Raw genomic sequence first — 14,724 nt, 5'->3', positions numbered from 1 at the left:
TTTTGCCAATAAATTTGATAAAATTCAATATTAAGATTAAGCGATGAATCTAAAGAAAAAATTATATTTGTATATTTGAGGTTTACTTATGGTCGGATTAACTTTCCCCGCTCCTTGCCAGACTTATCCGTCACCAAATTCTCATCAGGGAGCGATCGCTCCCTCATCCCCAGAGAAAGAATTACACTTAGACTCAACCATTGACCAACTAGAGCTTTATGATTTTCAAATCGACTGGGAAAAACCCGGTCAAGAAGTCGCCCAAGTTTTTTATAGCAATCCATTAATTCCAGGGGTAATTTTAAGCGATCGCAACCAATTAGTCGGTATAATTTCCCGGTGGAAATTCTTAGAACACATGAGTCGGCCTTACGGAATAGAATTATTTTCCCGCCGACCTTTAAAAACTTTACATAAGTTTACCCAATCGGAGTTTTTAGTATTTCCCGCAAACACCTTAATTGTCATGGCTGCCCGTCGGGTGTTACAGCGATCGCCGGAACTCCTCAATGAACCGATTATCGTTGAATTAACGCCCGGATGTCACCGAATATTGGATGTGCATCAACTCTTAGTCGCCCAATCACAAATTCATGAACTCGCCACCAAAGTAATCAAAGAACAAAATAAAGCCCAACTGATTCAAACCGAAAAACTCGCCAGCTTAGGTCAAATGGTTGCCGGAATTGCCCATGAAATTAGGAACCCAGTTCAATGTATTAGTGGCAACATTGGCTTTTTAGTCAACTACATTAAAGACTTACTAACCCTAGTCAATACATACAAACAAGAGTTATCAACGGAACCGGAAGCAATTCTCAACCTCAAAGAAGAAATAGAGTTTGATTTTTTACAAGAAGACTTGCCAAAAGTGATGCAAACCCTGGACGTAGCCACTAATCGCTTAACCAAAATTATCGACGGCATGAGAAACTTTTCGCACATGGATGGCAACCAAAGTCAACCGGCCAATCTGCATGAATGTATAGACAGCACCCTATTAATTTTAAACAACCGCATCAGAAAAGGCATTAAAATCAACAAAAACTACACAGAATTACCAGAATTCAACTGCTACTCTGGGCAAATCAGCCAAGTCTTAATGAATCTAATTGTCAATGCCTTAGATGCCTTAATGGAAAAAGTCGAAAAGCCTGCCACCGAAGATAGCTGGCAACCAACCATTGAAATTACCACCGCTAGAAAAATCATTAACCAAAATCATTGGATTTCCATTAAAATTGCCGATAATGGCCCTGGCATCAAACCAGAAATTCAGCAACGAATTTTTGACAACTTCTTCACCACCAAGCCAGTCGGGAAAGGAACCGGATTAGGATTAGCCATTAGCCATCAAATTATCACGGAAAAACACCGTGGTCAGTTGAACTTTACCTCAACCTTGGGGATGGGCACTGAATTTGAAATTTTACTACCGTTAACTTAAATTTGTCATTCGTTATTCCTAACTTTTCCTCCACCCCCAAACAACCAACCAACAACCACCAACCAATAACCACCAACCAACAACCAAAAACAAAGGCCCGTAGCGCTGTCCTGCTACGGGTCTTAAAATATCGCCCATTTGCACACGCCCTCACATTTAAGTCAGGGTTTAGCTTAAAATTAAAGTCGTATTTTACCAATTAAACTACCGGGGCAAGTTGGAGCCCCAGGCTGGAGATGAGCCAGCATCTCGACACTGGAATAACCCAACGATTGTTTAGGCGATCGGCGATGAATATTTAACTTAGAGTAATAAGCTGATTTTGAATTTGTACGGGACGCCGCCTCTACCAATTGGGCTACCCCGGAGTCCAGAAACCGGGTTTCTTAATTTAAACTCTGATTTTCGGCATAAATTAAAGCAGAAACCCGGTTTCTTGTGCAGGGGTAGGAGTCGAACCTACACTGTAACGTCAGTACGGTTTAAGTTAAAGGTTTAGCTTTAGCTTGTACTCTCATATCATCATAGCTTAAATTATCAAAAAATACAAGAAAATCTAGATATTTTTGTCAAATTTGACAAAAATTTTTCAGGCATAAAAAAGCCCACTATCGTGGGCTCCTTGCAGAATAAATTTGCTCTAATAACATAAGGCCGCGATTCGCTTTGATCGATCCGCTTTGCGGAATAGCCTCATTCAATTTTCGGAGCAATTATCCAAAAAAATCAGGAAAACAGATAATTAAAAATTCTGTCTCCAACTCTCTGTTCTTCCGCTTCAGCATTATTTGCTTCTTCCCGGGCAAACTTAACCGCTTGTTGTAACTTTTCTAAGCGATTCAACAACTCGTGAATCCGTTGGGCTGGTAAAGCCCCAGAAAATTTTACCGTCCGCCAATAGCCAATCGTCACATCCTCATAATAAACCTCAACTTGGGCTGGGTGATGTTCCGTCGCCTCCGCTTTAACGTGGTTACGCGGCATCTTAAAAGTCTTCAAAGTTTGCACAGGTTCGGTAGCCCAACAATCAGAATTTGGATCGAACGTCCAACGCTCGGAAGCATCAAGAATTGGTAACTTTTTAATAAAAGCGTGTAAATCTGATAACTGCTTTTCTAGAAACAGTAAATAACTCACCGGCACTTGGGTTAACAACGTTTGACCATTCACCACCACATCAGCCCGTGCATGGCAATTAGTCCAGTCTTTAGTTGCCGTAATATCAAAAAGTTTCGTCAAAAATTCTCGGGTTTCGTGAATAATCTCATCTGCCGTCACCTGAACTTTATTTGACTCTGGGGGAAGTTGTTCACCTTCTTCATCTTTTGGTCGATAGGTGCGACTAATCCCAGAAAATAACGAATACTTTTGCAGTGTCCGTTGAGTTTCGGCTACTTGCTGAACCGACTGGCTTTTAATTCCTTTTTCTATCGCAATAATCTGATTTAATTTTGCCATTATTCCATCTCCTGTTTATAAATTAATTTAGATATTTTATCATTATTGTTAAATAACGATAAAATTTTAGTCTAATATTTATTACCCAATTGCTTTTTGTTGTTTAATGGTTAATTATTACTGAATAAAAAATTAAATATCGCTTATAATTAATTGCTTATAATTTAATAATTAGACAGAAAAATATCTTGTTAAGTAAAACCAGAAAAATTTTCTAATCTCACTCTAATCAACCAATCATTGAGTAAAATTTTAGAACTTCGTTCATTCGGTAAGTGACTTTTATCATAAGCTTTTTCTAATTCCCAGGAAAGTCGCTGAAATTCTGATTCGTAGAAGCCTAGGTCAAGGCAAGGACAGATTTTTCCAATGACTCGGTTTTTCTCGCAATTAAATCAGCAATATAACTGAGATTAAACTCTTGATTTAATTCAATAATATTTGCTTATATTTTACCAGTTTGCATTAAATAAATCCCGGTAAGTAAAACTCGGAATACATAGAGTAGTGGCTTTATTTTGGGTGGATTGTCTTGTGCAAACAATTTCCATTGGTTCCGAGCAAATCCCAGATAATGATGGGCGTGGTGACGAGTTATAAAACTTTTGGCTAGTTCTTTGAGTTCTTCGGATGCCGGAGTGTGGATCACCCCCATTGGTGAATACAAATGTTCTAAAACATAGCCATTTTTTTTCAGCAAAAGTACCAAAATTTTTTTGATTTCGTGAGTGACTAAATCAACTGGGAATCCATGTTCTTGAACTTCACAGATTTCTATGGTTTATTTTGGGGGATTTAATCCAATAATTTCCCGGATGGGTAAAATATGCACCCCCCGTAAATCATAATCCGAATCCGCCGATGAAAATCCATATAAATGTGAGCCACTAATGGTTATAAATAGCAAAGGATAGGGCTGACGATTAAGCACTTTTAATAAATCCTGATTTTTATGATTCATCTATTTTAGTTTTAGTTATTTGTTAGACAGTTATTTGTTCTTGGTTCTTTGGGGGTTGGCGAGTTCAGGAATAATCAAGCTGGTTTGATATCGCGATCGCCAGTTTAAACCGCTCTTGAATTGCATCAAATCATCTTCCGACCAAGCACCTTCCGACCAAGCACCTTCCGACCAATAGACCGTCTCAACCATAAAATCGTGCTTTTATGTGCTGGTTATGTGCTGGAAGGCTATGTATTATTATGTAGCACATACTGTATTATGTCAACCCCATTAGTCAAGTAAATCTAAAAATATGCGATCGCTTTTCCAGCAAAATTCCCTCTATGTCGTACAATGCTTTGCCAAACTCAAACAGGTTCAGCCAACCCAAACAACCAACAACCACCAACCAATAACCAATAACCAACAACCAACAACAAAATTATGTGTCGCTTACTCGGCTACTTAGGGCAACCAATTTCCCTCGATCGCCTACTAAACCAACCAGAACACTCTCTAATTGTTCAAAGCTATCAGCCGCGAGAAATGACTTCTGGAGTCGTCAATGCTGATGGCTTTGGCATTGGCTGGTATCACTCAACCGCAGAAACCGACCCCTTTATATACAAAAACATCCTACCCATCTGGAGTGACATCAACCTCCCAGAACTCAGCGGCTACATCCAGTCAGGCTGCATACTTGCTAATATTCGCAGCGCCACCGCCGGACAACCCGTAGACCTGAGTAACTGCCAGCCCTTCAAGCATGGCCGTCTTCTTTTCACCCACAACGGATTTATTGAAAACTTCCGCCAAACTCTCTACCGACCAATTCGCGATCTCCTCAACGACACCGCCTACCAACTCATACAAGGCAGCACCGACTCAGAACATATCTTTGCCCTATTCATCCACCACTTACAAACTCGCAGCAATGCCCATAGCCCCCAGCAACCTGCCAACATTGCTCAAATCACCGCAGCCCTGAAAGACACCATACACAGCCTTAACCACCTAGCCAACTCAAACCCCACCAAAATATCCGCCAACCTAATCATCAGCAACGGACGGGAACTTGTTGCTACTCGCTACTCCCTAGGTGCCACACCCCCAACCCTTTACTGGTTATCTCACCATAACTCCTTTCCCCACTCTGCCATCATTGCCTCAGAACCCTTATTCATTGGGGATTGGCATCTCTGTGCCCCACAAAGTTTTCTCACCATCACAGAAAATATGGAGACCCATGTCCTACCCATCTGAGTCCAACCTATCCACCCAGTCATCGCCCACCCAGTCATCGCCCACCCAGTCATCGCTTACCCAGTCATCGCTTACCCAGTCATCGCGATCGCAAATCCGGGAAGCAATGCAGCAATGCCGCGCCAGCACCCTAAAAATTTTTGCCTCCTTAAATAATGAAATATTTTGTCAGCACATCCACCCCGACTTCAGTCCCGTAGGCTGGCACCTAGGTCACATTGGCCACACCGAAGCCTTATGGTTGCTCCAACATTGCGCTCAACAGCCACCGATGTTTCCTCAATATCATCAACTTTATGCTGCCGATGGCTTACCGAAAAATCAACGAATTAACCTGCCCACCTTAGCAGAAACCTGCCAAAACCTAGAACTCATTCGGCAAAAAGTCTTGCAGTACCTAGAAATTGCGCCTATAGACAGTCAAGAAAGGCTTTGGCACTTCATCGTCCAACATGAAAGTCAACACTGTGAAACTATTTTGTTTCTGCTACAACTCCAAAAGAACCAGACAAGAAACCAGGTTTCTGACTCGGTTTCTGAACCCGTCCTGGACGAAATGATAGAAATTCCTGCGGGTGAATTTGCCCAAGGGTCAAATGCGATCGCCGCCCTCGACAACGAGCGCCCCCGTCATCTTCAGTATTTGCCCACATACTACATCGATCGCTACCCAGTAAGCCGAGGTCAATATCGCCAATTTATCGGCGATGGAGGCTACCAAAATCCTGAATTTTGGTCAAAAGAAGGATGGCAATGGCGCCAAGCAGCACAAATCACCGAACCCCTATACTGGACGAAACCGGATTTCTCTGAAATAAAGCCGGTTTCTGACTCCCTCGATCGCCACCCAGTCTGTGGCGTCAGTTGGTATGAAGCCGAAGCCTACAGCAACTTCGTCGGCAAACGACTACCCACGGAAGCGGAATGGGAAAAAGCCGCCTGTTGGAATCCAAAAACCCAACAAAAGCAAATCTATCCCTGGGGCAAAGAACCCCCTCAACCGCACCTTTGTAACCACAATCGTTCTCTTAACTCCCCCTTTAATCCCCCCACCACCCCAGTCGATGCCTACCCACAGGGCATCAGTCCCTACGGCTGCTATGACATGATGGGCAACGCCTGGGAATGGACAGCCAGCAAATTTGCCGGATATCCAGGTTTTGAAGCTTATCCCTATCCGGGATATTCCATGACATATTTTGACAATCAACACCAAGTCCTTAGAGGCGGTAGTTGTGTCACTCGTCCTTGGGTTATTCGGGGCAGTTTTCGCAACTGGTATCAGCCTTGGATTCGGCAAATCTTTGTCGGATTTCGCTGTGCCAAATAAAAAGAGAGGGTGTAGGGAAAAGTGAAAAGTGAAGAGTGAATAGTGAAGAGTGAAGAGGGAAAAGTGAATAGTGAAGAGTGAATAGTGAAGAGTGATATTTTTTTTGTACGGGCGTCCTTGCGAAGCATAATCCGTCAGGCTATATGGCCAGAAAGCCCCTACCACTTTTCACTTTCCCCGTTCCACGCCACTTGCTAGACTTGGGGAGACCCCAAGATCGCAGTGGCTCCTGATAACCGTTCCCCGTTCCCCAACAAACAAAGAATCCCTACCCAACAAATAACATTTCATAAAAAACGGTCAAGAGCCGCCTTTAATTCTTCAATTTCCTGTTCTATATTCCCTTCAAGAGCGGCTCTGGCAATACAATCCGTTAAATGTTCATCCAGAATCACCCTAGCCACCTTATCCAAAGCCCCTCTGACTGCCGCAATTTGAATCAACACTTCTGGACAAGGACGCGACTCTTGAACCATTGTTTTAATCCCCCGAATATGTCCCTCAATTCGGGATAATCTATTAACAATTGACCGCAAAGATTCCTCACTATGAACATGAACATGAGAGGAATCAGACCTTTTTTCGTCCACACCGGCAATTTCCCCGTCTTTTTCTTGATTTTCCTCGTGTATATGATTCTTCTGATTGTGGTCATGGTGATTCATGGTGATTTAGACAGTGAAAAGTTAAGAGTGAAAAGTGAAAATTTAAGAGGGAAAAGTTAAGAGGGAAAAGTTAAGATTAAAGAGTGAAAAGTGAAAATTTAAGAGTGAAAAGTGAAAATTTAAGAGTGAATAGTGAAAAGTTAAGAGTAAAGAGTGAATAGTGAAAAGTTAAGAGTGAAAAGTTAAGAGTGAATAGTGAAAAGTTAAGAGTGAATAGTGAAGAGTGAATAGTGATATTTCATTTCACTCTTAACTATTCACTCTTTACTCTCTGCAAGTTGGGTTGAGGCACGAAACCCAACCTACGTCTATTTACTCTTCACTATTTGCCCAACGAATTACATATCGTCGTCCTCATCGAAATCATCATCAAAGAAATCGTCATCCTTATCATCTAAATCCTCATCATCAAGGATTTGTGGCAGCAAATCTTCATCGCTGTCAACAATCGATACAAACCGAGACGATCGCCCTGCTCGCCGACCTTTTTGGCTGGTTTTCCCGCGTCCCTTAGACTTGCGAGTCGTCGCCGAACTTCCCAAGTCAAATTCTGACTCTTCGTCGTAACTCAAAGTCGAAAACCGATTTTTTCCGGGTTCTTCGCCTACCAAGGTCAGCCCAGACTCATCTTCCGCCCAAGCGCCATAATTGCGGGCTGTCTGGTCGTCTAGCAAGCCGGTCTGGTCGTCATCAAAGTAATCTTCGATAATATCCTCATCGTCCGGTTCCACATCGATCGCACCAGCAAGTTGGTCATAAGCGTTGTAGCCCGTACCAGCGGGAATCAACCGCCCGATAATCACGTTTTCTTTCAAACCGCGCAGCCAGTCGGACTTACCTTCGATCGCCGCCTCAGTCAGAACGCGGGTAGTTTCTTGGAAAGAAGCTGCGGAAATAAAGCTATCGGTATTCAACGAAGCCTTAGTAATCCCCAACAGCATTGGCGTATATTCTGCCGGGGCGCCGCCAGTGATCGACATTGCCTCATTCACCTGTTCCACCTGACGTAGTTCGATCAATTCTCCCGGCAACATGGTGGTATCGCCGCCGTCATCAATCCGCACCTTATTGGTCATCTGGCGCACAATCACCTCAATATGCTTATCGGAAATATCAATCCCCTGAGACTGATACACCGACTGCACCTCATTCACCAAGAAGTGCTGCACTCGTTCAAAGCTGTTCAACGCGGCTTCAAAATTCCCCACTTGTTCCCGCTGCCAGTTAAACAAAATTTCTAGCAACTCATGGGGATTAATTGGCCCATCAGTCAGGGCTTCCCCAGCGGCAACTAATTGATGGTCTGAAACGATCGCATTCAACCCGGGGCTAATGGGATACTCTGTCACCGTGCCATCATCTTCGATGACTTTGACCTCGACATTTTCATCCTGGTCATAGACCACCTCTGTAGTACCGGGGCGCTTGGCCAACACGCAAGATTCTTTGGGTTTGCGGGCTTCCAGCAATTCCTCAATCCGAGGCAAACCCTGGATAATATCCCCGGTCTTACCCCGTTCAAACACCAGCAACACCAGGTTATCGCCCCGCTGTACCAGTGCCCCATCATCCACGTGCAACACCGCACCAGAGGACACCCGATAGGGACGGCCTTCTCGCAGCAATAGCTGATAGCTGCCCCCCGAACTGCCCCCCGAACTGCTGCCCGAATCCGTCGCCGACGGATTAACCTGTAAAACTTCCCCAGAAATCTCCGCAGGCACGCCCGGGGCAATTTCGGTTCCGGCCACCACCAGGTCGCCCACTTTTACTTTAGGTTTAGTCGGCACGGAAATAGTTTTTTGGTCATCTGATCGCATCACCAAAATCCGGCGCACAGCTTCCGCCCCTTGACGAATACCGCGCACCACCCCAGCTTCCTTACCTAAAATTTCTGTCCGCGCTACACAGGCACCCGGCTCAATTTGGTCGCCATCTTTCACCAATAAGCGAGTGACGGTGCTGCCGCTGGTGGCATCGGCCATCACATCCCGACGAATCACCAATGATTCCAAAATCACCAACTGTAGGCGCTTGATAGTTTCATCTTCTTCATCGGGGACAATTTCAATGTCGGCGGCCAATTGAGCCACATCTTTGCCAATTTCCAGCACCAACTGAGTTCGCAGCAGTTCCAGTCCTTCTACGGACTTAACCCGATCGCCATCCTTGTAGGGAATCCGCTGCACCGAACGCAACTGAATCTGCGATCGCCCGGTACTATCGGCGATCGACTCTTGGGACGGCACCGACGGCTCGTCGGGAACCGCAAACTCTTCTACCTTGCGGAGCAAGATAGCTGCCCCTTCGGTAGTTTCCACATATTCCAAATAACTCAGGTTTTCTGCCACCAGTCCGGGCAGAACTTCCTCACCCGCTTGGGCGAACTGACCATCCAGGTTCATCATCTCCTCTGGGTCATCGGACATATGAATTGAACCGGGCTTAATAATCACCTCGCGCAGAATATCGTTTTTCTGGACAATTTCCACTACCCCATTATTTTGGCAGTAGATATCCTTAACAATCTCTGTGCCGGCTTCCACATATTGACCTTCTTCCACCTGCAACAGAGAGATATCCTTATTCACCTCATGGCATTCTTCGGGAATCCACAACAGCGTACCCCCTTTGACCACCTCATAACCCTGTTTGGCTTTACCCCGCTTGGCCACTTCCACCCCGGCATATTTAATCATGCCGCCGGTTTGGGTGCGATAGGTATTGTCAATCAGTTCGGCCACCACTTGCCCAGAAAGAACCTTAGTCCCTGGGGCGGCTTTGAGAGAAAATAACTGCTCGTGGACTGTTTCGATCATGTACATTTCCCGACCAGCGGAAGATTCCTCTCTGACTTTCGCTTGGTCGAGCACCACCGAAGCGGTAATAATTTCCACCTCGCGGGGGATTTCTCCTTCTGGACATTCCGCAGGCAGTCGCACCACCCCGCCATTTTCCGTAACCAGCTTAGTTTCGGCCAAAGTAGTGCCATAAGCCACCTGATCGCCATTTTTCACTACTGGCTCTGCCCCTGGGGGTAAATTGTAAACTTCCCCGGAGAGAACCCACAGCAAACCACCGCGCTGGGCAATCCGGGTGGAGTTTCCTTGGCGGTCAACTTTTTCTTCTGGCACCACATCGGCGAACAACACCTCTCCAGACAAATCCGAGGCCACATCCTTAGTAGCTTTTTCTGTATTTTTCCGGGCGGTGCGTCCCGAAAAAGGCACTTCCGCCAAGATTTGGTCACTGATTACGGCGCCGCCATCTTTGACTAAAATTGTTGTCCCTTGGGTTACGGTGAAACTTTGTTCCTCTGCATTTCCTGCCCCTACCACCACGATTTCCCCAGTGAGATTTTCTACCACAAAGGCATCATCTCCATGACGGGTGCGGAATGGTCTAGTCCGCAATTGTTTGTCATAGCGCAACGTTCCCGCCATTGGCGATCGCACCACGCGGGCTACTTCTCCGGTAAAGACCCCTCCGGTGTGGAATGTCCGCATAGTTAACTGTGTTCCTGGTTCGCCAATGGATTGGGCAGCAATAATCCCCACCGCTTCTCCCAGGTCTACCAAGTGAGCATGGGCTAAACTCCAGCCGTAGCAAGTTTGGCAGACCGACCGGGGCGATTCACAAGTTAGGGGCGATCGCAGCAATATTTCTTGCACCTTTGCCTTATCAATTACCCCAGCCAACTCTTGAGTAATCACCTGATTTCGGGCTACCAAAACCTCTCCGGTTTGGGGATGGAGCACATCTTTGCCCACCGTCCGCCCCAGCAGCCGGTCTTTCAAAGGAATCAAGATTTTAGAACCATCAGTCATGGCCCGCTGAACAATGCCGCGTTCCGTGCCGCAGTCCACCTCCCGGACAATCACATCTTGGGACACATCCACCAAACGTCTGGTCAAATACCCCGAATCTGCCGTCCGCAAAGCGGTATCCACCAAACCTTTCCGCGCCCCGTAACTGGAGATAATATACTCCGTCACCGTCAGTCCTTCGCGGAAATTAGTTTTAATCGGCAAATCGATAATTTCCCCTTGGGGGTTAGCCATCAGACCCCGCATCCCCACCAACTGCCGCACCTGAGAAATATTCCCCCGGGCGCCAGAAAATGCCATCATATAGACACTATTGAGCGGGTCAGAAGCGCGGAAATATTTCACCACTTCATCTTTCAAAGCTTCAGAGGTGCCATTCCAAGTATCAATTACCTTCTGGAATCGTTCGACTTCGGTAATTTCTCCTCGGCTATAACGGGCTTCGGTTTCAGAAATTTCCTGTTCTGCTTCTAGGAGTAATTTCCGTTTAGACGGCGGAACTTTTAGGTCATCTACACTAATAGAAACTCCTGCCTTTGTAGCGTAGTGAAATCCTAAATTTTTTAAGCAATCGGCCATCTGGGCTGAACGAGCCGTCCCATAATTAATAAAGGCTGAGGCCATTAACTTTTTTAGCTGCCCTTTATTAATAACTCGGTTGAGAAAACGGATTTTTTGCATCTTAATTCTCTTAAGTTCTCTTAGTTAGTTGTGTTTCCAGAAACCCTCCAGAAACCCTCCAGAAACCCGGTTTTTTTCCGAATTTCCAAGGCTGGGTTTCTAAGCCAAAATGCGGGCGATCGCCTGATTTAAGATAATCCGCCCAGGGGTAGTCAAAATATACTGAGAAGCTGGCCGTCCTTTAACTTCTCGAACTTGGCGAGACTTAATATAAGACGCAATCACCTGACCTGTAGCATCAGTAATTACCCGGGACAAACTGGTCAATTGCTCCACGGTGCCATCAGAGTGCTGTATTTGCTGGGGTGCTTCGGTCAACTGAGGCAACAAATTAATCTCTAACGGCATCCAATAAAGCTTTAACACCGTGCCATCTGGATACTGGGTAACTTCCGGTGGTTCTTCTGGCTTATCGGTTTCCATCTCCATCTCTGGGTCAACGCGCACCCAGACCAAAGTATGCAAAGAAACCTGTTTCTGGTCGTAGGCAACTTCCACATCATCCATATTGGCAAAATACTTGCCAGCACTTTCTTGACCCTGGGGATTATTTGCCGTCAAATAATAACAGCCCAACACCATATCCTGAGAAGGCGCCACAATCGGCTGACCTGTCGCTGGAGACATAATATTGTTACTAGCCAGCATCAACAAACGGGCTTCGGCTTGAGCTTCCAAGGACAAGGGGACATGGACAGCCATTTGGTCGCCATCAAAGTCCGCATTAAATGCCGGACAGACCAGGGGGTGCAACTGAATCGCTCGTCCGTCTACCAGCATCGGCTCAAAGGCTTGAATCCCCAAACGGTGCAACGTCGGGGCACGGTTTAACAGCACCGGATGGCCGGTAATCACATCTTCGAGCACATCCCAGACCGTTGGGTCGCCCCGTTGAATCAGTTTTTTCGCCGCCTTAATATTGTTCACCAGTCCTTGGCGAATCAACCGATGAATTACAAAGGGTTGGAACAATTCGATCGCCATTTCTCTGGGTAAACCACACTGGTGAATGGCCAGTTTTGGGCCGACCACAATCACCGAACGGCCAGAATAGTCCACCCGTTTTCCCAGGAGATTTTGCCGAAAACGACCTTGTTTCCCTTCAATAATGTCTGACAGGGACTTCAGGGGACGATTATTTGCCCCCACCACCGTGCGGCCCCGGCGACCGTTATCAATCAGGGCATCGACGGCTTCTTGGAGCATCCGCTTTTCATTACGGATGATAATCTCTGGGGCTAAAATCTCCTGCAACCGGGCGAGGCGATTATTGCGGTTAATTACGCGCCGATACAAGTCATTTAAATCACTGGTGGCAAAGCGACCCCCGTCTAACTGCACCATTGGGCGCAGGTCTGGAGGAATCACCGGGATATATTCCAATACCATCCAATCGGGGCAGCTACCTGTGGCAATAAAGTTATCAATTACCCGCAAGCGTTTAATTAGCTTTGCCCGTTTTTGGCCTTTGGAGTTGGCAATTTCTTCGCGCAAGGATTCGGCTTCTTGCTCCAAGTTCAAGTCTTGCAACAACCGCTGCACTGCCTCGGCGCCAATGCCTACTTCGATTCCGGCTAGGTCGGAATCTTCCACATACATTTCATCTTCAATCCGCATCCACTCGTCTTCTGTGAGTAGTTGCTTATAAGCCAGGTTTTCCGCGTTCCCCGGACTGAGGACGACGTAGGAGTTGAAATAGACGATTTGTTCTACGTCTCGTAGGGGCATATCCAGTAGGATGGACATATAGCTAGGTATGCCTTTGAGATACCAAACATGGGTGACGGGGGCGGCTAGTCTGATGTAGCCCATGCGGTGGCGGCGGACGCGGGATTCGGTGACTTCGACGCCACAGCGTTCACAGACGATTCCCCGGTGGCGTACTCTTTTGTATTTACCGCAGTGGCATTCCCAATCTTTTGCTGGGCCAAAGATTCGCTCACAGAACAAACCGTCCATTTCAGGTTTGAGCGTGCGGTAATTTATAGTCTCTGGTTTAGTGACTTCTCCGACTACTTGGCCATTGGGTAAAATGCGTTCGCCCCATTCCCGAATGCGATCGGGTGAGGCCAACCCAATTTTTACATAATCAAAGCGTTGCTCTAGTTTTGGCATAATTCGTCCTGCAATTACTTGTAAACCTCACCGTTTTTAATCTTCCGAATCATTCTGTCACTAACGCCATAAGCCTTAGCCAAATGAGAACCTTTTTCTCCTGCCGCCAATCGCCCTCTAATTTCATCAGCTATCTCCTTATTAAGTTTCGGCTTAACTACAGTTTCAGGAAAATAAAGTTTATTGATTTGGCCAATCCGAGCTACAGTGACACCATACATTTGCGCCAATTCTGTATGGCTATTTTTCATATATAACTGCCGCCTAATTTCCCAAATCTCTGACTCCGATAACTTTTGACTATGCTTGCAATATCGACCCTTTTTAACCGCATCTAAGGTATTTTCCGAGTAAGTCCCCTCAAATAGATGCTCAGGATTGATGCAGTTACGGACATCACAGGTGTGACAGGCGCAGTATCCCTGCTTTAGTGGTCTTCCTAACTTAGCCCAATCGATGAGCATAGCACTTTTTGCCCTGAACCCGCTTAACGCCGTAGCCATTACCATTGCCTGGGCCGATATAGATAATACAACCAGATTCGACTAATTCTCCTAGAAGTTGAGGAGGAACTGTGACATAATGGGACATATCAACGTTGGTCCTTAACTCGATACGTTGGTAACGCCTCAGCCGTGTTTACTGCGCGACTGGGGCATTTTAATAGGCATTTTAATCAGCATTTTAACTATACGGGGGGGCGGGTATGCAGATCGTACACAAGCCCAACTCCGCCGGTAAAATTCTTTCGCCCCATTCCCGAATGCGATCGGGTGAAGCCAACCCAATTTTTACATAATCAAAGCGTTGCTCTAGTTTTGGCATAGTTTGAATCTGTTCTTTGTTGGTGGTTGGTTGTTGTTTGTTGGTGGTTGGTGGTTGATGGTTATTAGTTGATTGTTCTTTTTTGGAAAGTTGGAAAGTTGATTGTTAGAAACTTGATTGTTAGTTGTTAGTTGTTAGTTGTTAGCTAAACGGTAGGGGTCGATGGGAGC

General features: G+C 45.8%; 11 protein-coding genes and 1 pseudogene. 3 read left to right on the top strand and 9 right to left on the bottom strand.

Annotated elements, in window-relative coordinates:
- Positions 1–88 precede the first annotated feature (88 nt).
- Complete coding sequence (locus tag AM228_RS22045) at positions 89–1,447, top strand: sensor histidine kinase (RefSeq protein WP_082349003.1); 1,359 nt, start codon at positions 89–91, stop codon at positions 1,445–1,447.
- A 726-nt stretch (positions 1,448–2,173) separates the two neighbouring features.
- Here the strand turns inward: AM228_RS22045 and AM228_RS22040 are convergent.
- The 3 genes and pseudogenes from AM228_RS22040 to AM228_RS33295 form a co-directional block, all read right to left on the bottom strand.
- Positions 2,174–2,905, bottom strand: a complete 732-nt coding sequence (locus tag AM228_RS22040) for a hypothetical protein (protein WP_054469100.1) — start codon at positions 2,903–2,905, stop codon at positions 2,174–2,176.
- A gap of 445 nt (positions 2,906–3,350) precedes the next feature.
- Positions 3,351–3,866: pseudogene (locus AM228_RS22035) on the bottom strand (DNA polymerase beta superfamily protein).
- 30 nt (positions 3,867–3,896) lie between these two features.
- Complete coding sequence (locus AM228_RS33295; RefSeq protein ID WP_156331969.1) at positions 3,897–4,058, bottom strand: hypothetical protein; 162 nt, start codon at positions 4,056–4,058, stop codon at positions 3,897–3,899.
- Between the two features lie 234 nt (positions 4,059–4,292).
- On the opposite strand from AM228_RS33295, the gene egtC reads away from it, so the two are divergent.
- Together egtC and egtB are read left to right on the top strand one after the other, a co-directional pair.
- Positions 4,293–5,111, top strand: coding sequence for an ergothioneine biosynthesis protein EgtC (egtC, locus tag AM228_RS22030; protein WP_054469099.1), 819 nt, complete (start codon positions 4,293–4,295; stop codon positions 5,109–5,111).
- Complete coding sequence (gene egtB / locus AM228_RS22025) at positions 5,095–6,441, top strand: ergothioneine biosynthesis protein EgtB (RefSeq protein ID WP_082349002.1); 1,347 nt, start codon at positions 5,095–5,097, stop codon at positions 6,439–6,441. Before egtC ends, egtB begins: the two co-directional genes overlap by 17 nt.
- Before the next feature lie 287 nt (positions 6,442–6,728).
- Here egtB and AM228_RS22020 read toward each other — a convergent pair whose 3' ends face one another.
- From AM228_RS22020 to AM228_RS33285, 6 genes are all read right to left on the bottom strand, one after another.
- Positions 6,729–7,106 (bottom strand): metal-sensing transcriptional repressor, encoded by a 378-nt coding sequence (locus AM228_RS22020; protein WP_082349001.1) that lies wholly within the window; start codon positions 7,104–7,106, stop codon positions 6,729–6,731.
- A gap of 338 nt (positions 7,107–7,444) precedes the next feature.
- Positions 7,445–11,620, bottom strand: coding sequence for a DNA-directed RNA polymerase subunit beta' (locus AM228_RS22015; RefSeq protein WP_369817794.1), 4,176 nt, complete (start codon positions 11,618–11,620; stop codon positions 7,445–7,447).
- Between the two features lie 93 nt (positions 11,621–11,713).
- The gene (locus tag AM228_RS22010; protein ID WP_054469096.1) at positions 11,714–13,729 is read right to left on the bottom strand and encodes a DNA-directed RNA polymerase subunit gamma; all 2,016 of its coding nucleotides are present in this window, start codon (positions 13,727–13,729) and stop codon (positions 11,714–11,716) included.
- Between the two features lie 14 nt (positions 13,730–13,743).
- Positions 13,744–14,193: an HNH endonuclease gene (locus AM228_RS22005; RefSeq protein WP_156331968.1), complete on the bottom strand. Its 450-nt coding sequence runs from the start codon at positions 14,191–14,193 to the stop codon at positions 13,744–13,746.
- Positions 14,174–14,320: a hypothetical protein gene (locus AM228_RS33290; RefSeq protein ID WP_156331967.1), complete on the bottom strand. Its 147-nt coding sequence runs from the start codon at positions 14,318–14,320 to the stop codon at positions 14,174–14,176. Before AM228_RS33290 ends, AM228_RS22005 begins: the two co-directional genes overlap by 20 nt.
- Before the next feature lie 93 nt (positions 14,321–14,413).
- Positions 14,414–14,554: a hypothetical protein gene (locus AM228_RS33285; RefSeq protein ID WP_156331966.1), complete on the bottom strand. Its 141-nt coding sequence runs from the start codon at positions 14,552–14,554 to the stop codon at positions 14,414–14,416.
- Between the last annotated feature and the right edge of the window lie 170 nt (positions 14,555–14,724).

It is taken from the genome of Planktothricoides sp. SR001, from assembly GCF_001276715.1.
Classification (GTDB): Bacteria; Cyanobacteriota; Cyanobacteriia; order Cyanobacteriales; family Laspinemataceae; genus Planktothricoides; species Planktothricoides raciborskii.
Note: the sequence above shows the minus strand (reverse complement) of the source record. Positions and strands in the feature narration are given on the sequence as shown.

Excerpts from the sequence above, each read along its gene's own strand:
- AM228_RS33295 (WP_156331969.1), bottom strand. The coding sequence starts at position 4,058 with ATGGTTGAGACGGTCTATTGGTCGGAAGGTGCTTGGTCGGAAGGTGCT.
- AM228_RS22045 (WP_082349003.1), top strand. The coding sequence starts at position 89 with ATGGTCGGATTAACTTTCCCCGCTCCTTGCCAGACTTATCCGTCACCA.
- AM228_RS33285 (WP_156331966.1), bottom strand. The coding sequence starts at position 14,554 with ATGCCAAAACTAGAGCAACGCTTTGATTATGTAAAAATTGGGTTGGCT.
- AM228_RS22005 (WP_156331968.1), bottom strand. The coding sequence starts at position 14,193 with ATGCTCATCGATTGGGCTAAGTTAGGAAGACCACTAAAGCAGGGATAC.
- egtC (WP_054469099.1), top strand. The coding sequence starts at position 4,293 with ATGTGTCGCTTACTCGGCTACTTAGGGCAACCAATTTCCCTCGATCGC.
- AM228_RS22010 (WP_054469096.1), bottom strand. The coding sequence starts at position 13,729 with ATGCCAAAACTAGAGCAACGCTTTGATTATGTAAAAATTGGGTTGGCC.
- AM228_RS33290 (WP_156331967.1), bottom strand. The coding sequence starts at position 14,320 with ATGTCCCATTATGTCACAGTTCCTCCTCAACTTCTAGGAGAATTAGTC.
- AM228_RS22020 (WP_082349001.1), bottom strand. The coding sequence starts at position 7,106 with ATGAATCACCATGACCACAATCAGAAGAATCATATACACGAGGAAAAT.
- egtB (WP_082349002.1), top strand. The coding sequence starts at position 5,095 with ATGTCCTACCCATCTGAGTCCAACCTATCCACCCAGTCATCGCCCACC.
- AM228_RS22040 (WP_054469100.1), bottom strand. The coding sequence starts at position 2,905 with ATGGCAAAATTAAATCAGATTATTGCGATAGAAAAAGGAATTAAAAGC.